18 protein-coding genes are annotated in these 17878 nt (G+C 71.0%); 10 read left to right on the plus strand and 8 right to left on the minus strand.

The genetic code is table 11. The features are described from left to right. Window positions 1-21: 21 nt before the first annotated feature. The 4 genes from ABFX55_RS07780 (at window position 22) to glgX (ending at window position 4813) form a co-directional block, all read left to right on the plus strand. The gene (locus ABFX55_RS07780; protein WP_346119030.1) at window positions 22-1389 is read left to right on the plus strand and encodes an ankyrin repeat domain-containing protein; all 1368 of its coding nucleotides are present in this window, start codon (window positions 22-24) and stop codon (window positions 1387-1389) included. Window positions 1390-1508: 119 nt separating this feature from the next. Further along, window positions 1509-2036: a hypothetical protein gene (locus tag ABFX55_RS07785; RefSeq protein ID WP_346119032.1), complete on the plus strand. Its 528-nt coding sequence runs from the start codon at window positions 1509-1511 to the stop codon at window positions 2034-2036. 97 nt (window positions 2037-2133) lie between these two features. Then, window positions 2134-2562, plus strand: a complete 429-nt coding sequence (locus ABFX55_RS07790; protein ID WP_183646218.1) for an OsmC family protein — start codon at window positions 2134-2136, stop codon at window positions 2560-2562. A gap of 124 nt (window positions 2563-2686) precedes the next feature. Next, complete coding sequence (gene glgX / locus ABFX55_RS07795; protein ID WP_346119034.1) at window positions 2687-4813, plus strand: glycogen debranching protein GlgX; 2127 nt, start codon at window positions 2687-2689, stop codon at window positions 4811-4813. A 21-nt stretch (window positions 4814-4834) separates the two neighbouring features. Here the strand turns inward: glgX and ABFX55_RS07800 are convergent, their stop codons facing one another. Beyond that, window positions 4835-5206, minus strand: a complete 372-nt coding sequence (locus ABFX55_RS07800; RefSeq protein WP_346119036.1) for a hypothetical protein — start codon at window positions 5204-5206, stop codon at window positions 4835-4837. 156 nt (window positions 5207-5362) lie between these two features. On the opposite strand from ABFX55_RS07800, the gene ABFX55_RS07805 reads away from it, so the two are divergent. Genes ABFX55_RS07805 through ABFX55_RS07825 form a run of 5 tightly spaced genes read left to right on the plus strand, consistent with a single transcriptional unit; the run spans window position 5363 to window position 11120 of the window. Continuing rightward, window positions 5363-6082 carry a pyrimidine reductase family protein gene (locus ABFX55_RS07805; protein ID WP_346119038.1) on the plus strand — a complete coding sequence of 240 codons (720 nt, stop codon included), beginning with the start codon at window positions 5363-5365 and terminating at the stop codon, window positions 6080-6082. 3 nt (window positions 6083-6085) lie between these two features. Beyond that, window positions 6086-7210: an ATP-dependent DNA ligase gene (locus ABFX55_RS07810; protein ID WP_346119040.1), complete on the plus strand. Its 1125-nt coding sequence runs from the start codon at window positions 6086-6088 to the stop codon at window positions 7208-7210. 26 nt (window positions 7211-7236) lie between these two features. After that, window positions 7237-7590, plus strand: a complete 354-nt coding sequence (locus tag ABFX55_RS07815) for a hypothetical protein (protein ID WP_346119042.1) — start codon at window positions 7237-7239, stop codon at window positions 7588-7590. Between the two features lie 37 nt (window positions 7591-7627). Beyond that, the gene (locus tag ABFX55_RS07820; RefSeq protein ID WP_346119227.1) at window positions 7628-9058 is read left to right on the plus strand and encodes an aldehyde dehydrogenase family protein; all 1431 of its coding nucleotides are present in this window, start codon (window positions 7628-7630) and stop codon (window positions 9056-9058) included. Window positions 9059-9101: 43 nt separating this feature from the next. Beyond that, window positions 9102-11120, plus strand: a complete 2019-nt coding sequence (locus ABFX55_RS07825; RefSeq protein WP_346119044.1) for an acyl-CoA dehydrogenase family protein — start codon at window positions 9102-9104, stop codon at window positions 11118-11120. A gap of 5 nt (window positions 11121-11125) precedes the next feature. Here the strand turns inward: ABFX55_RS07825 and ABFX55_RS07830 are convergent, their stop codons facing one another. The 3 genes from ABFX55_RS07830 to ligD all read right to left on the minus strand — a co-directional run bounded on the left by ABFX55_RS07830 (window position 11126) and on the right by ligD (window position 13400). After that, window positions 11126-11815 carry a class F sortase gene (locus tag ABFX55_RS07830; RefSeq protein WP_346119046.1) on the minus strand — a complete coding sequence of 230 codons (690 nt, stop codon included), beginning with the start codon at window positions 11813-11815 and terminating at the stop codon, window positions 11126-11128. Then, window positions 11812-12339: a hypothetical protein gene (locus ABFX55_RS07835; RefSeq protein WP_346119048.1), complete on the minus strand. Its 528-nt coding sequence runs from the start codon at window positions 12337-12339 to the stop codon at window positions 11812-11814. Before ABFX55_RS07835 ends, ABFX55_RS07830 begins: the two co-directional genes overlap by 4 nt. 62 nt (window positions 12340-12401) lie before the next feature. Continuing rightward, window positions 12402-13400: a non-homologous end-joining DNA ligase gene (gene ligD / locus ABFX55_RS07840; protein ID WP_346119050.1), complete on the minus strand. Its 999-nt coding sequence runs from the start codon at window positions 13398-13400 to the stop codon at window positions 12402-12404. A gap of 330 nt (window positions 13401-13730) precedes the next feature. Between ligD and msrB the strand changes: the two genes are divergently transcribed. After that, window positions 13731-14132, plus strand: coding sequence for a peptide-methionine (R)-S-oxide reductase MsrB (gene msrB, locus ABFX55_RS07845; protein ID WP_346119052.1), 402 nt, complete (start codon window positions 13731-13733; stop codon window positions 14130-14132). A gap of 6 nt (window positions 14133-14138) precedes the next feature. On the opposite strand, the gene ABFX55_RS07850 is transcribed toward msrB, so the two are convergent. The 4 genes from ABFX55_RS07850 to ABFX55_RS07865 form a co-directional block, all read right to left on the minus strand. Next, window positions 14139-14759, minus strand: a complete 621-nt coding sequence (locus ABFX55_RS07850; RefSeq protein WP_346119054.1) for a hypothetical protein — start codon at window positions 14757-14759, stop codon at window positions 14139-14141. A 208-nt stretch (window positions 14760-14967) separates the two neighbouring features. Then, on the minus strand, window positions 14968-15669 hold the full coding sequence (gene hemQ, locus ABFX55_RS07855; RefSeq protein ID WP_183646251.1) for a hydrogen peroxide-dependent heme synthase: 702 nt from the start codon (window positions 15667-15669) through the stop codon (window positions 14968-14970). A gap of 4 nt (window positions 15670-15673) precedes the next feature. After that, window positions 15674-17086 carry a protoporphyrinogen oxidase gene (hemG, locus tag ABFX55_RS07860; protein WP_346119056.1) on the minus strand — a complete coding sequence of 471 codons (1413 nt, stop codon included), beginning with the start codon at window positions 17084-17086 and terminating at the stop codon, window positions 15674-15676. Between the two features lie 36 nt (window positions 17087-17122). Next, on the minus strand, window positions 17123-17782 hold the full coding sequence (locus ABFX55_RS07865; RefSeq protein ID WP_346119057.1) for a class I SAM-dependent methyltransferase: 660 nt from the start codon (window positions 17780-17782) through the stop codon (window positions 17123-17125). Between the last annotated feature and the right edge of the window lie 96 nt (window positions 17783-17878).

Here is a 17878-nt window from a genome sequence, read left to right on the forward strand (position 1 = left end):
GGCTGCGCTAGGGTCCGTGACATGCATGAGGAACAGCTCTACCGGGCGGCGCTGGCCGGAAACCTGGAGACCGTGAGCGACCTGCTGGCCGGTGGCGCCGACCCCAACGTGGTCAGCCAGGGCGAGGACGAGGGGCTCCCGCTGTGCGGGGCCGCGGCGTGGAACCACGTGCCGGTCGTGGGCGCGCTGCTGGCCGCGGGAGCCGACGTCAACGGCAGGGAGCCCGGCGGCTGGCAGGCGCTGGCGTGGGCGGCGGCCAACGGGAACGCGGAGAGCGCCCAGGTGCTCATCGAGGCGGGCGCCGAGGTCGACACCGCCAACGACGCCGGTGACACGCCGCTGACGCTGGCGGCCAGGCGCGGCGCGCTCGGCGTGGTGCAGGTGCTGCTGGCGGCCGGCGCGGACGTCGGGAAGTACGACGGCGACGGCGACAGCGCGCTCGACATCGCGGCCGACTGGGTGGGCGTGCATCTCGAGAGCGCGCTGCTCGACCAGATCCAGCACGACGGTCCCGACGACAGGCAGTACGTGGTGACCAGGCAGTACGCCAAGGACGGCACCGAGCTGGTGACGGTGACGGCGCTGACCGCCGACGGCGAGCGCACCGTCGAGGCCCAGGCGCAGCGGGGCCACGCCGCGATCGCGACCGTGCTGGAGGAGGCCGAGGGCGTCGAGACCCCGGTGGAGCAGCTGGTCGCGCGGGCGCTGGCGCACCGCGACACCGACGAGGACGCCGAGACGTGGTGGATCGTCGCCGACAACCTCGCCAGGCGCGGCGACGAGGAGACCTACGAGGCGCTGTCCAGGCTGTGCGTCAGTGAGGATGCCCGCGAGCGCGAGTTCGGCGTCGACGCGATCGCCCAGTTCGGCGTCACCGAGGACGGCGAGAAGCCCTATCGCGAGCGCACCCTGCCGCTGCTGCAGAAGATGGCCACCACGGAGGGCAACCCGCAGGTGCTGCGCTCGGTGCTGTCCGCGCTCGGCCACCAGGGCGACCACAGGGCGCTGCCGCAGGTGCTCGACATCATCGGCAGGCCCGGCCACAAGCGGACGATGACCGACGCCATCGCCCTGGCCGACGTGCTGCCGAACGATCACGCCGAGGGGCTGGCGCTGCTGATCGACATGACGGGGGACTCCGAGGAGGAGGTCCGCGACTGGGCCACCACCGGTCTCGCCAACCTCGACGCCGACACTCCCGGCATCAGGGAGGCCCTGGCCGCGCGGCTGACGGACACCGACCTGCACACCGTGGCCGAGGCCGCCCGCGGGCTCGCGCTGCGCAAGGACGAGCGGGCCAGGCAGGGCATCGAGCGGGTGCTGGCCGAAAGCGACGACGACTACGCCCGCGACGTGGCCGAGGAGGCCAGGGCGACGCTGGGCTCCTGACGGCGCCGGGGGGAGGCGGCTGACGAGCCACGCCGTGAGGCCGTTCGGGCCACACGGAGCGTCAGGTCGCGCTAACGTTCCGTGGTCACTTCCGGCTTGGCCACCCGCAAGGAGCGTGTGTGAAGACCAGACTCGCTGTCGCGTCGGCGTTGCTCGTCGCCCTCCTGCCGGTCCCCGTCGCCCAGGCGGCCGCGCCGCGCCGCGACGCGTGCGCGGCCGACGCCTCCAGGGCGCTCGACGCCCAGCTGCGGCGGCATCCAGGGGGCAGGCGGGTCGACGCCAACACCGTCTCCTACGACGGCGGGGCGCTGTCCGTCCACGTCTTCCCCGAGACCTGCGCGCGCTTCGACGGCCTCGGCGACTGCGACTCGGGCGTGGCCTGCTTCTGGCAGAAGGCGGGCTACCTGGGCACGCAGTGGGTGCTGAGCGCCGCCGGCAGGTGGACCGACCTGCGGGTCGGCTCGTTCGGCTCGGCGCACAACAACCACGCGGGCCAGCTGCTGCTGCGACGCGAAAGGACCGGGGCGACGGTCAAGATCTTCCCCTCCGACACCGGCAGCCGCGACACGAGGCCTCCCGGCGAGGCCGCGCCGGTGGGCAGGGCGGGCTGGGCCTGCCTGCGGACCTCGTCGCACGGCTGCGCCTGACGGGCGGGCGAGCCCGCGCGATGACACGCCCCCTGGCGTGGCAGGTTACGCACGGTTACCGGGATATGTTGGGATTTTCCAGCGAAAGGACATCGCCATGGCGACCACTCGTACCGCGACGACCCAGTGGAAGGGCGCGCTGCTCGACGGTTCGGGCACCGTTTCGCTCGACACCTCGAAGGTCGGCACCTTCGACGTCTCCTGGCCCTCGCGCGCCGAGGCCGCGAACGGCAAGACCTCCCCGGAGGAGCTCATCGCGGCGGCGCACTCCTCCTGCTTCTCGATGGCGTTCTCGCACGCCCTCGCCCAGGCCGGCACCCCTCCGCAGACCGTGGAGACCAAGGCCGACGTGACGTTCCAGCCGGGCGAGGGCATCACGGGCATCGTGCTCAGCGTGCGCGCCCACGTGCCCGGAATCACGGCCGAGCAGTTCCAGGAGACGGCCGAGGCGGCGAAGGCGAACTGCCCGGTGAGCAAGGCGCTCACCGGCACGACCATCACGCTCAACGCCGAACTGCTCTCCTGACGCATCGCGGCCTCCCGCGCGCCCCGCGTGGGAGGCCGCTCAGATGACCCGAATTGGAACTCCAGGTGAGGTGCTAGAGCCGTCCTGGCGACGAAGGGGCGGACACATGCGACAATTGGGCCACATGCGAGAGGTCTGGCCGGGCGAGCCTTATCCACTCGGCGGCACCTGGGATGGAGTCGGCACCAGCTTCGCGGTGTTCTCCGAGGTCGCCGAGCGGATCGAGCTGTGCCTGTTTCACGATGACGGCTCCGAGGAACGCCTCGACCTGCCCGAGGTCGACGGCTTCGTATGGCATGGCTACCTACCGGGGATCGCCCCTGGCCAGCGGTACGGCTACCGCGTCCACGGCCCCTACGATCCCTCACGCGGCTACCGGAGCAACCCCGCCAAGCTGCTGCTCGATCCCTACGCCAAGGCGATAGAGGGCGAGCTGCGCTGGAACGAGGCGGTCTTCCCCTACCACTTCACCGACCCGGCGAAGCTCAACACCGTCGACAGCGCGCCGTACATGCCGAAGAACGTGGTGATCAACCCGTTCTTCGAGTGGGGCAACGACAGGTCGCCGCGCACGCCGTACCACCAGACGGTCATCTACGAGGCGCACGTGCGCGGGCTCACCATGCGCCACCCCTCGATCCCCGAGGAGCAGCGCGGCACCTACGCGGGCATCGGGCACCCCGCGGTCATCGACCACCTGCTCTCGCTCGGGGTCACCGCGGTCGAACTGATGCCGGTGCACCACTTCGTCCCCGAGCACTTCCTGGTCGCCCGAGGGCTGACCAACTACTGGGGCTACAACACGATGGCCTACCTGGCCCCGCACGGCGCCTACTCCAGCGCGGGGCAGCGCGGCGAGCAGGTGCTGGAGTTCAAGGCGATGGTGCGGGCGCTGCACGAGGCGGGCATCGAGGTGATCCTCGACGTGGTCTACAACCACACCGCCGAGGGCGACCACATGGGCCCGACCCTCGGCTTCCGCGGCATCGACAACAGCGCCTACTACCGCCTGCACGACGGCGACAGGCGCTACTACCTCGACTACACCGGCTGCGGCAACAGCCTCAACGTGCGCTCACCGCACGCGCTGCAGCTGATCATGGACTCGCTGCGCTACTGGGTGCTCGACATGCACGTCGACGGCTTCCGCTTCGACCTGGCCGCCGCGCTGGCCCGCGAACTGCACGACGTCGACAGGCTGAGCGCCTTCTTCGACCTCATCCAGCAGGACCCGGTGATCTCGCAGGTCAAGCTCATCGCCGAGCCGTGGGACGTCGGCCCTGGCGGCTACCAGGTCGGCAACTTCCCTCCCCTGTGGACGGAGTGGAACGGCAAGTACCGCGACTCGGTGCGCGACTTCTGGCGCGGCACCGGCTCGGCGCTGCCCGAGTTCGCCTCCAGGCTGGCCGGCTCCGCCGACCTCTACGCCTCCTCCGGACGCCGCCCGGTCGCCTCCATCAACTTCGTCACATGCCACGACGGCTTCACCCTCAACGACCTGGTCTCCTACAACCGCAAGCACAACGAGGAGAACGGCGAGGAGAACCGCGACGGCACCGACGACAACCGCTCGTGGAACTGCGGCGCCGAGGGCCCTGTCGAGGATCCCGAGATCGTCAGGCTGCGCCACCGCCAGCGCCGCAACTTCCTGACCACGCTGTTCCTGTCGCAGGGCGTGCCGATGATCTCGCACGGCGACGAGCTCGGCCGCACGCAGCGCGGCAACAACAACGCCTACTGTCAGGACAACGACATCTCCTGGGTCGACTGGTCGCTGGCCCGCACCGAGAACGGGCTGCTCGACTTCGTCCGCGCGCTGTCCAGGCTGCGCCGCGAGCACCCGGTCTTCCAGCGCCGCCGCTTCTTCGCGGGGCGCACCCATGAGGACAACAGGCGCGACCTGGTCTGGCTGACCCCCGCGGGCGCCGAGATGAGCGCGGGTGACTGGCACACCGGCTACGCCAAGTCCATGGGGGTCTACCTCAACGGCGAGGCGATCACCGAGCCGGGCCCTCGCGGCGAGCGGATCGTGGACGACTCCTTCCTGCTGCTGATCAACGCCCACCATGAGGACATGACGTTCACGCTGCCCGGCGCGGAGTTCTCCGCCTCGTGGGTGGTCGTGCTCGACACCAACGACGACACGCCCCGCGAGGACCCCTATCCCGACGAGCAGCTCGCGCCCGGCACGCAGGTGGAGGTCACCTCCAGGAGCATCCAGGTTCTGCGCCACCCGCGGCGGGTCGTCTAGCTCGCCGGGCGAGGGCCGTGGCTAGCCGATCGAGGAGGCGGCCACCAGCACCAGGACGAAGGTCGTCAGCCCGACCAGGCCGTGCGCCACCACGGCCAGCACGGGGAAGCGCTGCTCGGCGCCCCTGGCGTGCCGTCCGCCGCCCAGCCATCGGGTGAACATGGTGAAGCCCAGCAGCGCGGCCACCGACAGCACGCCGAAGGCCAGCCAGGCCAGCAGGCGCTGGCCGGTCAGAAGGTAGGCCACCCAGAAGGCCAGGGCCGTGACGGCCAGCGCGGGGTGGGAGAAGATCAAGGTGGTCGGGAAGCGCGTCACCTTGGTCGCCTGCTGGCGCAGCCCACCGCCCGACAGCCAGAGGTAGAGCAGATAGACGCCGATCAGAGCATTGATCACCCAGGCCGCAACCGTGACCAGACCCACAGGGCCTCCCAGATTCCCCGATCCCTGCCGCCACGTTATGCACAAACAGCTATGTACGTCCTCTGATACACCAAACTGCTAATAACGCCCTTCACCCCGGTTGTCGGGGCCGTGTGCCAAGGTAGAGGGGTGCGTCGCATCCATCCCGACATAACAGACGATCCAGACATCCCCCAGGCCTACGCCTACCCCGCCGACCGGCCCTGGCTGCGCGTCAACATGGTCGCGAGCGCCGACGGCGGCGCGTGGATCAAGGGCCTGTCCGGCGGCCTGTCCAGCAAGGGCGACAGACGGATCTTCGGGGTCCTTCGCGGGCTGTCCGACGTCGTCCTCGCCGGAGCGGCGACCGTCAGGACCGAGGGCTACGGCCCCGCCAAGCCTCGCGAGTCGTGGGCGCCGCTGCGGGAGGGCAGGCCCGCCGCGCCGCCCGTCGCGGTGGTGACCCGCAGGCTCGACCTCGACCTGGGCAGCCCGCTGTTCACCGAGGCCGCGCCCGACGCCAGGACCATTGTGATCACCTGCGAGGCCGCTCCCAAGGACCGCCGCACCGAGGCGGCCGATCGGGCCGAGGTGATCGTCGCGGGCGACGACAGGGTCGAGCTCGACCTGGCCACCGCCGCGCTGCACGAGCGCGGGCTCACGAGGATCCTCTGCGAGGGCGGGCCCAGGCTCAACGGGCAGCTCGCGGCCGCGGGTCTCATCGACGAGCTGTGCCTGTCGGTCAGCCCGATGCTGATCGGGGGCGGCGCCGCGCGCATCCTGAACGGCGAGGCGGGTCAGACCGACCTGCGTCTCGCGCAGGTGCTGGAGGAGGAGGGCGTCCTCTTCTGCCGATACATCAGGGAGTAGGCCATGGACGACGAACTCGAACTCCACCTCGATCTGCCCGTGCTGCCGCCGGTCGCGCCGATGCTGGCCAAGGCGGTCAAGGGCATGCCCAAGCAGGACGGCACGCTGTTCTACGAGCCCAAGTGGGACGGCTTTCGCTGCGTCATCTTCCGCGACGGCGACGAGGTCTTCCTGGGCAGCCGCAACGAGCGGCCCTTCACCCGCTACTTCCCCGAGCTGGTCGAGGCGGTCAGGGCCGAGCTGCCCGACAAGTGCGTGGTCGACGGCGAGATCGTGCTGCGCAAGGGGCAGGAGCTCGACTTCGAGGCGCTGCAGCAGCGCATCCACCCGGCCGCCTCGCGGGTGAAGATGCTCTCCGAGCAGACGCCCGCCTCGTTCGTCGCCTTCGACCTGCTCGCGCTGGGCACGCAGTCGTTGATGGAGGCCCCCTTCGCCGAGCGCCGCGCCCGGCTGGAGTCGATCTTCCCCGAGGCGGGCGGGTCGATCAGGCTCACCCCCGTGACCACCGACGACGAGCGGGCCTCGGAGTGGTTCGAGATGTTCGAGGGTGCGGGGCTCGACGGCATCATCGTCAAGCCGGGCGACCAGCCGTACATGCCCGACAAGAGGGCCATGTACAAGGTGAAGCACGAGCGCACGGCCGACGTGGTGATCGCGGGGTACCGCGAGCACAAGAGCGGACCGATCGTGGGGTCGCTGCTGCTGGGGCTCTACGGCCCCGACGGCAGGCTGCACCACGTGGGCGTGGCGGCCTCCTTCCCGATGACGCGAAGGGCCGAGCTGGTGGAGGAGCTCACGCCCTACCTCGCCAAGCTGGGCGAGCACCCGTGGGGCGAGTGGGCCGACCAGGCCCTGCTGCGGGTGGGCCAGCCGGCGGCCACCCCGTCCAGCGGCGGGCAGCGCATGCCGGGCGCCGTCTCACGATGGAACGCCAAGAAGGACCTGTCGTTCATCCCGCTCAGGCCCGAGCTGGTGATCGAGGTGGCCTACGACAGCATGGAGGGCGACAGGTTCCGGCACACCGCGCAGTTCCGCCGCTGGCGGCCGGACCGGACGCCCGAATCCTGCACGTATGAGCAACTTGAAAAGCCGATTTCGTACAACCTCGATGACATTCTTGCCCGCTGACCAGAAGATGCGTTATATCTCGATCTATGACGTCATCAACTGGCGATGAGCTGCGCGCGGCCGTCGCGGCGCGCCGCGATCTCGGCCCCGACTTCGAGGACTCCATCATCGAGTCCTTCCTCGACAAGATGGGCAAGGAGGTCGACAGGCGCGTCGACGAGCGCATGGTGGCCGACTCCGGACACGTGCGGCGCCAACTCCAGCAGCAGCAGAACGTCGCGGGGATGCGGCTGGCGCTGGCGATCGTCTCCCTCGTGATGGGCACGATCGCGACCGTCGCCCTCACCATCGGCGAGTCGGACCTGCTGGCCTATCTGGCGGTGTGGGGCGGCGTCGCACTGGTCAACATCGCCTTCACGCTGAGCTCGACGCGCCGCTAGCCGCCGCCAGTCAAGCAAGCATATGCTTGGTTGCGTGATGGAGTATCGCAACCTGATCGGCGGCAGGCTCGTTCCCTCGGCCGACGGCCGCACCCTCGACTCGGTCAACCCCGCCACCGGCGAGGTCTGGGCGCGCGTCCCCGCCAGTGGCAGGGCCGACGCCGAGGCCGCCGTGGCGGCCGCCCGCGCCGCGCTCCCCGCGTGGTCGGCGATGCCCGCCCTCGGCAGGGCGCACTTCCTGCGCCAGGTGGCGGCGGTCTTCGCCGAGCACGCCGAGGAGCTGGCCACGATCGAGACCCGCGACAACGGCCGTATCCTTCGCGACACACTCAAACGCGACCTGCCCGGCATGAGGTTCCTGTGGGAGCTGGCCGCCGGCCAGGTGCTCGACGCCGTCAGGGGCGACACCGTCATTCTCGGCCCCGACAGCCTGGGGCTGACCAGGCGGGAGCCGTACGGTGTGGCGCTGGCCGTCATCCCGTGGAACTCCCCGATCTCCACCTTCTCCGCCAAGGCCGCCTTCGCGCTGGCCGCCGGCAACACGGTGATCGTCAAACCGGCCGAGCAGGCCAGCGCCTCGGTGCTGCGCCTGGGCGAACTGCTGGCCGACGTGCTGCCGCCGGGCGTGCTCAACCTCGTCTCCGGCATGGGTGAGGACGTCGGAGAGGCGCTGGTACGGCACCGCGGCGTCAACAAGATCAGCCTGACCGGCTCGACCCAGACCGGCGTGGCCATCACCCAGGCCGCCGGGATCAAGCCGCTCACCTTCGAGCTGGGCGGCAAGTCGCCGAACATCGTCTTCCCCGACGCCGATCTCGACGCCGCCACCCAGGGGGTGACGGTCAACTCCATCTACACCGGCAACGCGGGCCAGGTGTGCGTGGCGGGGTCGCGCATCCTCATCCACCGCTCGATCTGGGAGGAGATGCTGGAGCGGATCTCCGCCGCGGCGGCGGGGCTGGTCCTCGGCGACCCTCTCGACCTGGCCACCACCATGGGCCCGATCGTGTCGGCAGGGCAGTACGAGCGCGTCGCCTCCTACCTGGAGATCGCCGAGAAGGAGGGCGCGCGGCTCGTCTTCGGCGGCAGGACCGGCGCCGAGGTGGTGCCCGGCCTGCCAGGTGGCTACTGGGTCGCGCCGACCCTCTACACCGTCACCGACAACACGCTGCGGATCTGCCAGGAGGAGATCTTCGGACCTGTGGCGGTGGCGCTGCCGTTCGAGAGCGACGAGGAGGCCCTCGCCCTGGCCAACGACTCGGACTACGGGCTGGCGGCCGGGGTGTGGACGCGCGACCTGGGGCGTGCCCACCGGTTCGTGCGCGACCTCGAGTGCGGCACGGTGTGGGTGAACACCTTCCGCCAGATGCCGCCGGGGCTGCCGTTCGGCGGCGTGAAGGACAGCGGCTACGGGCACGACGCGGTGCTGGAGTACACCAGGGAGAAGGCCGCGATCATCAACCTGTGATCGCCCCTGGCCACCGACCGAATAAGGTTCTAGATTCGGGCGCATGGGCATCGCACTGACAGAGGAACACCTGGCCCTGGCGGGCTCGGTCAGGGGGCTGGTCTCACGGTCTCCCGGGCACGAGGCGCTGGCCGCACAGGGCGTCCTGGGGCTGCATCTGCCCGAGGAGGCGGGCGGGCAGGGCTACGGGCTGGTCGAGCTCGCGGTGGCGCTGGAGGCGCTGGGCGAGGGGCTCGCCGGAGGGCCCTGCCTGCCCACGGTGCTGGTCTCGGCGGTGCTGGCGCGGTCGGGCCGATGCCTGTCCCTGCTGCCTGGCCTGGCCGACGGCACGACCACGGCGGCCGCCGTCCTGGAGGGGCACGGGCTGGGCTCGCCCGACGCCGGCCTCTTCCTGCTGCCCGTGCAGGACGGGTGGGCGGTGCTCGACAGGTCCGAGGTGGAGATCGAGCCGCTGGAGGGCCTGGACCTGTCACGCCCGCCGGTGCGCGTGACGGCGCGGAAGGTGCCCGAGGAGCGCCTCCTGGGCGCCGCGCCGGTGCGCGAGCTGGCGGCGGTCCTGCTCGGCGCCGAGGCGTGCGGAGTGGCCGCGTGGGCGGTGGCGACGGCCGCGGCCCACGCGAAGGTCCGGGAACAGTTCGGACGCCCGATCGGGCAGTTCCAGGGGGTCAAGCACCGGGTGGCGGCGGCGCTGGTCGCGCTCGAACAGGCGAGGGCCGCCGTGTGGGACGCCGCCCGCGCCCTCGACTCTCTGGGAGGACGGCCCGTCCCCGATGAGGCGCGGCTGGCGGCAGGGGTGGCCGCGGTGCTCGGGCCCGACGCGGCGGTGCGGTGCGCCGCCGACGCCATCCAGGTGCTGGGCGGCATCGGCTACACCTTCGAGCACGACGCCCACCGCTACTACCGGCGCGCCCTGTCCCTGCGGATGCTGGCAGGAGAGCCGGGCGGCTGGGCGGAGGAGGTCGCAGAGCTCGCCGTCGGCGGCGTGCGCAGGAGCATGGAGCCCGACCTCCCGCTGGAGGCCGCGCCCGTCAGGGAGCGGATCAGGGCAGAGGCGGCGGCGCTCGCCGAGGAGGAGCCGCCTGCCAGGCTGGGCAGGTTCGCCCGCGAGGGCTGGATCATGCCCTACCTGCCCGAGCCGTGGGGCCGCGGGGCCTCACCGCTGGAGCAGGTGATCATCCACCAGGAGCTGCGCGGGCTCAGGCGGCCCAACCTCGGCATAGCCGCGTGGGCGGTGCCCTCCATCGTCCGGTACGGCACGCGGGAGCAGCAGGACCGCTTCCTGCCGAAGACGTTCACCGGCGAGATCGTCTGGTGCCAGCTGTTCAGCGAGCCAGGAGCGGGCTCGGACCTGGCGGGGCTGTCCACGAAGGCCGTACGGGTCGAGGGCGGCTGGTCGATCAGCGGATCGAAGATCTGGACCTCGCTCGCGCAGTACGCGCACTGGGGCATCTGCCTGGCCAGGACGAGCCCCGACAGGCCCAAGCACGAGGGGATCACCTACTTCCTCGTCGACATGGCCGCGCCGGGCGTCACCGTGCGGCCGTTGAAGGAGATCAACGGGGACGAGCTCTTCAACGAGGTCTTCCTCGACGACGTCTTCGTCCCCGACGATCTGGTCGTGGGCGAGGTGGACGGCGGATGGCGGGTCGCGCGCGACACGCTGTCGCACGAAAGGGTGGCGCTCGGCGACAGCTGGGGCCCCGGCTCGCAGCACACCGACATGGTGAAGCTTCTCCAGCGCCTCCCCGATCTCCGGCAGGCCCAGCGTGAGCAGGCGGGACGGCTGTGGGCCGAGGGGCAGGCGATCTCGGCGCTCGGCCTGCGGGTCACGCTCTCGCAGCTGGCCGGGACCGACTCGGGGACCGCCTCCAGCGTGCGCAAGCTGCTGGGCATGCGGCACGCCCAGGCGATCTCGGAGTTCTGCTGGTCGCTGGCGCCCGCCGATCCGCACTGGGGCAGGATGATCCTCACCACCAGGGCGTTCACCATCGGCGGCGGCACAACGGAGGTGCAGCTCAACATCGTCGCCGAGCGCGCGCTCGGGCTGCCCCGCGACCCCTGACCCGGTCAGCTCCCCGGGTGGTAGGCGTGCGCCAGGTGGGCGTAGACGATGGTGTTGTCCTGGTAGCTGTGCGCCTTGCTGTCGAAGGCGCCGCCGCAGGTCACCAGGCGCAGGCCCGCGTACTTCACCTTGCCGAAGACCTTCTCGGTGGGGAAGACGCGCTTGGCGACCTGCTCGACCCTGTCCACCACGAAGATGGCCACCGACCTGTCGGCCCGCATCACCTGCACCTGGTCGCCCCGCCTGATCGACCTGAGCCTGGCGAACACCGCGGGTCCCGTGCGGGTGTCGAGGTGGCCGGTGATGACCGCGGCGCCGCGCGCGCCGGGGACCGGCGCATAGCGATACCACCCCGCCACGTTGGGATGGTCGAGCGGCGGGTTCTCTATCGCGCCCTTGGCGTCGACACCGAGCTCCATGAGCGGCGCGGAGATGCCGAGCTTGGGGATGTAGACCGCGGTCGGCCGGGCGGTCCTCATCGGCTTGGCCACCCGCCCGACCAGCACCTCGGGCGGCTCGGTCAGCGCGGGCGCGCCCACCCTCGGCAGCTTCGCCGCGGCCGTGGCGGAGACGGGCGCGGGCTCGGCGGCGCCGCTCACCATGCCGCTGACGCCGAACCAGATCAGGGCGATCCCCGCCAGCGAGACCACCACCGCGCCCACGAGGACGAGCCGCTGCCCAGGAGGCCCGCTCACTCCGCCGTCGCTGGGCGTCCCCGCCGTAGCGCGAAGCCGGCCAGGCCCGCGCCCGTCAGCAGCGCCGCGCCACCGGCCGCGAACGGCCACATCGGGTCGGCGCCCGCCAGCCCACCGGCCCCCGTCTGCGGCGGACCGTCCGGCATGCGGTGCCTGCCCTCGTCGACCGGCTTCCACGGCGCCTCCTCCTTCGGAGGCTGCGCGGGGCCCGACGACCAGGTGTCCTGAGGGGCCGGCGCGTTGGACCAGGTGTCCTGGGGGGCGGGCGCGGCGGACCAGGTGTCGTGCGGCGCGGGGGCGTTGGACCAGGTGTCGCGCGGAAGCGGGACGTCGGGCACCCTGACGTCGGGCTTCCACGGGTCGTCAGGGTCTCCGCCCTGCGCGGGCTCGTCGCAGACCAGGACGAGCAGCTTGCAGTCGCTCGCCATGGCGGTGCCCGCACCCGCCACCATGGTCACTCCGCCGACGATGAAGGCCGTCACCGCTCCCGCGGCGGCGAGCCGTCGTGCTGATGCCAAAGCCATAGCCCGAGAGCCTTCCGAACTATTGGACCGGGCGTCAAGTAATGTGATTCAAGTGATACACGTCACTCGTCGCGCGCCTTGCTCGGCTGCACCCGCTTCGGCTCGCCCGGCATCTTCGGATAGTTCGGCGGGTACGGCATGTCGCCGCGATCGTCCTTGGCGTACCACTCCAGGAGGGTCTCGATGGAGAAGGCCCGCTCGTCGATCGCCTCGTGCGCGTCGCCGACCCTCGCGAAGCGCTCGGGCATGGTCCTGATGTCGAAGTCGGCCGGCTCGGCGTCGGCCAGCTCCTCCCAGGTCAGCGGCGCCGAGACGGGTCCGCTCGGCTTGGCGCGCACCGAGTAGGCGCTCGCGATCGTCCTGTCCCTGGCGTTCTGGTTGAAGTCGATGAAGACCCTGTCGCCGCGCTCCTCCTTCCACCACGCCGTCGTCACCAGGTCGGGCGCGCGGTCCTCGATGGCCCTGGCCAGCGCGATGCCCGCGTGCCGTACCTCGACGAAGTCCCAGCGGGGCTCGATCCTGACCGCGACGTGCACGCCCCTGTTGCCCGAGGTCTTCACGAAACCGGTCATCCCCGCCTCCTCCAGCACCTCGCGGGCCAGGAAGGCGGTACGGCGGGCGGTGTCGAAGCCGAGCCCCGGCTGCGGGTCGATGTCGATGCGCAGCTCGTCGGGGTGCTCGACGTCGGCGGCGCGGACCTGCCACGGGTGGAAGTCGATGGTGCCGAGGTTGGCGCAGTAGGCGATCGAGGCGACCTCGGTCACCCGGAGCGCGTCGGCCGTCCTGCCGCTGGGGAAGGTCACGGTGACCGTCTCCAGCCACTCAGGGTGCTTGGCGGGCATCCGCTTCTGGTAGATGGCCTCGCTGCCGACCCCGTCAGGATGCCGCTTGAGGTGGGTCGGCCGGTCCCTGAGCGCGCGCAGCGCCCCCTCCCCGACGCTGACGTAGTACTCCACCAGCTCGCGCTTGGTGGCGCCGATCTCCGGAAAGTACACCTTGTCGGGGTTGGTGACCTTGACGGTACGCTCCCCGACCTGCAGCTCGATGAAAGGTGACGGCATGCGCTGAACCTACCCCGATTCGGCGCGAAGAGTTGGGCGGGTCCGTCCCGGAGACCGCCACGGTGGCGGGACCGGGCACTCGACGGGACGGACCTGAAGACCGTCCGCCTCGTGCCGCACCGGACGCTGGCGCGCCGTCCGGCCGGCCTCGATGGGGCCACCGGCGCACAACACGGGCGCGGCTGTGCAGCGGCGACGGCCCCGGGCGAGCGGTCTCACCCCTCAGTGAGGAGGCGATGCCACACCTCCTACATAGACAAAGACGCCGAAATGCCGCAGAAAGGATGCTTCGCCCATGGAGATCTTTCCGCGCTCGCATAAAGTGGGCTCATGGACAAGGTCGTCAAGAGCGACGCCGAGTGGCGCGCGCAGCTGTCACCCGAGGAGTACCACGTGCTCAGGGAGGCGGGCACCGAGCGCCCCTTCACCGGTGAGTACGTCGACACCAAGACCGAGGGCGTCTACTCCTGCCGCGCGTGCGGCGCCGAGCTGTTCCGGTCCGACACGAAGTTCGAGTCGCACTGCGGCTGGCCGAGCTTCTTCGAGCCGTCGAAGTCCGAAGCGGTCACGCTGATCGAGGACCACACCCACGGGATGGTCCGCACCGAGGTGCGCTGCGCCCGCTGCGACTCGCACCTGGGTCACGTCTTTCACGGCGAGGGCTACGCGACCCCGACCGACGATCGCTACTGCATCAACTCCGTCTCCGTACGACTGGAGCCAGCGCCGTAGCGGGCCTCAGTCCGTCGCGGGGTGGGTGACCCTGCAGTCGCCGTCGTCGGGGCCGAGGACGTTGGCGAGCACGGGGTTGCCGTTCTCGCCGAACTCGGCCTGCACGAAGACCACGGGCCGCTCCTCGCCCATCTCCTTCAGGTACTCCAGGCCCCGCTCGCACAGCGTGATGGCCTGCTTGGAGTTGTCGGCCGACTCCGGCAGGTCGGTGTAGATGCGCAGGTAGCCGCCGACGGTGCGGATGTCCTTGAGCCGCTTGGCCGCCTTGTCGCCCTTGCCCCAGCGCTTGTCGAAGTACTCGGCGGCCTTGGCGTCGGTGTGCCCGCTCTCCGCGGCGCCCGAATCGTCCTTCACGCTCGCGGGTGCGGGCGGCTCGGGCGGTGGCGCGGAGGGAGAGGCGGCCGGCGGCGACACGGCGGGCACGGGCGCGCTCGCCTGACCGGCCGCCTCCGCGTTCCCCGTCCTGCCCTGCTTGTCGGCCTGCCCGCCCGCCGCGACCGGAGCGCCGGGCGAGCCGGCCCGCTCGGTCGAGCCGCCGGCCGTGACCGCGGAGGGCAGGGACGACGCGGCCTGCTCGGAGCGTTCCCGCGCCAGCATCTCGGCTCCGACCGCGAGCCCCGCGACCATCAGCGCCGCCCCTGCGACCGAGCCTCCCAGCGCCCATGGCCCGCGCGACTTCTTGCGCCGCCGCCTACCCCGCGAACCGCGTCTGGAGCGTGCCAGACTCCCGCCTTCATGCACCCTTTGCCTCACTACGACAGGGGATTTCCCCTGATTATGGCAAAGAAATGTGGATCAGGAACCGGAGATGACGCGGGCGAGCGCCTTTACAAAGTCAGGCAAGCGCTGCGATCAGCTCGCCGACCGGCTTGCGGACCCCGGTGTAGAACGGGACCTCGATCCTGGTGTGCCGCCTGGCCTCGGCCCCGCGCAGGTGGCGCATGAGGTCGACGATCCTGTGCAGCTCGTCGGCCTCGAAGGCCAGCATCCACTCGAAGTCGTTGAGCGCGAAGCAGGCCACCGTGTTGGACCTGACGTCGGGGTACTCGCGCGCCATCATCCCGTGCTCGGCCAGCATCCTGCGCCGCTCGCCGTCGTCGAGCAGGTACCACTCCAGTGAGCGCACGAAGGGGTAGACGCACACGAACCCTCTGGGCTCCTCCTCCGCGAGGAACGCGGGGACGTGCGACTTGTTGAACTCCGCGGGTCTGTGCAGCGCCATCGCCGACCAGACGGGCGTGCTCAGCCTGCCCAGCGTGGTGCGCCTGAACCTGGAGTAGACGTCCTGGAGGTCCTCGGCGGTGGGAGCGTGCCACCAGAACATGTAGTCGGCGTCGGCACGGAAGCCTGCCACGTCGTAGCAGCCGCGGGTGACCACGTCCTTGCCCGCCGCCTGCTCCAGCAGCTCGTCGACCTCGTCGGCCATGCCCTCGCGGTTGCTCGGGCACTGCTCGGTGGTCTTGAAGACCGACCACATCGTGTAGCGGATCACCTGGTTCAGGTCGCGAGCCTTGGGCCGCTGGGTCGCCTCTGTCATGTTCTCATTCTCCCTGCGTGGCCAGGTGGTCCAGAATCCGGGCGGCCGCCGTGCGCGCGGTCGAGACGCAGGCGGGCACGCCGAGCCCGTCGTAGGCGGCACCGCACACCGCCAGCGCCGGCTCGACGGCCACCGCCGCGCGGACGCGGGCGACGCGGTCGAGGTGGCCGACGTTGTACTGCGGAAGCGAACCGCCCCAGCGGCTGACCCTCGAGTCGAGCGGCAGCCCGCGCACCCCCATGACCTCGCTCATCTCGGCCATCGCGACCGCGACCAGCTCGGCGTCGTCGCGCTGGAGCAGGTGCTCCTCTCCGACGCGGCCGATCGAGCAGCGCACCAGCAGCACCGAGGGGTCGGCCTCGGTCAGGTGCGGCCACTTGACCGAGCTGAACGTCGCCGCCTTCACCACCCTGCCCTCCACGGGAGGCACCAGGTAGCCGCTGCCGGTGGGCGGCGAGGGGAAGGCCGACAGAGGGTAGGCGAGCGTGACGATGGCCATGCTGGAGTACTCGATCCTGGCCAGCTCCGTCGCCGCCTTCGGTACCTCGTCCTTCAGCAGCCTGGCCGAGGACGTGGCGGGCGTGGCGACGATGACCGCGTCGGCCTCCATCGTCTCAGGTCGCGGCACGGGGCCCGTGACCAGCTGCCAGCCGTACGGCGTGCGGCGCAGCTCGCGGACGGTCACGCCGGTCCTGATGTCGGCCCCCGACGCCTTGGCCACCGCCTCGGGCAGGCCGCCGAGCCCGCCGCGCAGGCTGGTGAAGACCGGCCCCGCGTCCTTGGGCGTCTCGCGCACGATCTCCCGCACGGCGCCGAGCAGCGAGCGCTCCGAACGCGCCGCGGTGGCGATGCGCGGCATCGTCGCCTCCAGCGACAGCCTGTCGGAACGGCCCGCGTAGACGCCGCCCAGCAGCGGCTCGATCAGCCGTTCCACGACCTCTGACCCCATGCGGGCACGGATGTAGGAGGCGACGGAGACGTCGCTGCGCACCAGCGTGGCGGGCAGCACCTGGTCCAGCGGCACCCTGATCAGCCCGCCCGGCGAGACCAGGCCCGATCGGGCCAGCTCGGCCAGGTCGCCGGGCACGCCCATGACCTGGCCCTTGGGCATCGCCCTGAGCGCGCCCCTGGAGTAGATGGCCGCCTGGGTGGTGCCGGGCTCGACCAGATCGCCGCCGAGGCCCACCGCTCTGGCCAGGTCCTTGCCCTCGGGCCGCCTGGCCAGCATCGACTCGGCGCCCTCGTCCACGCTGACACCCGCGACCTCGCTGGTCTGCAGCTTGCCGCCGATCCTCGGGCTCGACTCGAGGACGGTCACCCGCACCCGCTCGCCGCCGCCCTGCCTGAGGAACCACGCCGCCGCGAGACCCGAGATCCCGCCGCCGACGATCACTACATGCCGTCGATTCCCTTCCACGTCTCAAGACGCTATCGCCTCACCGCTCCGGACCTGCTACCGGAGCCGGTAAGAGCTGACGGCGTAGGGCCTGCCGCCGTCGTGTTCGACCTGTTCGTCCCGCCTGACGAGCAGCGGGTCGCCGTCCACGAAGCGGTGCAGGCGGCGGGCCTCGGGCCACGGGTGCACCATGACGAGCGTGCCGCCGGGGGCGAGGAAGGAGCGCAGCCGCTCGGAGGCCAGGCGCAGCCTGTCGTCCCTGCCGACGTAGTAGAGCGTCTCCGCGCACACGACCAGGTCGAAGCGCCCGCCGGGGTCCTGGTTCAGGAAGTCCATCGCCGCGAACCTGGTCCTGCCGCTCGGGCGGGCCTTCGACCTGGACGCGGCCCTGTGGACGGCGCGCTCGGAGACGTCCACGCCGAGCACGTCGGCCTCCGGATAGGACTCGGCCGCCAGCAGCGTGAAGGTTCCCTCGCTGCAGCCCACGTCGAGGACCCTGTCGAAGGTGTCGCCCTCGACGTGCGCGAGCGTGGTGGCGTACTTCCTGGCCTCGTAGGGGTCGACGGCGTGCCGCCACGGGTCGGGCGTGCGGTGGAACCACTCGAAGTAGTGCCGCAGAAGGAGGCCCTGTCCTCTGGCAGGCAGCAGCGACATCGACTTGAAGAACGTCCTGTGGAGTTTGTCCGGAAGCGAGCGCATCTCTTCAGCCTGTGTCACGAGATCGTCTCCCTCCTCGTACCCCAGGATGACTTCCCTGCCCTCCAAGTGGTCGCCGTGATCGACCGGAGGGACGAACGTGACATCTTCGTGACA

This window comes from Nonomuraea roseola (assembly GCF_039535395.1).
Lineage (GTDB): Bacteria > Actinomycetota > Actinomycetes > Streptosporangiales > Streptosporangiaceae > Nonomuraea > Nonomuraea roseola.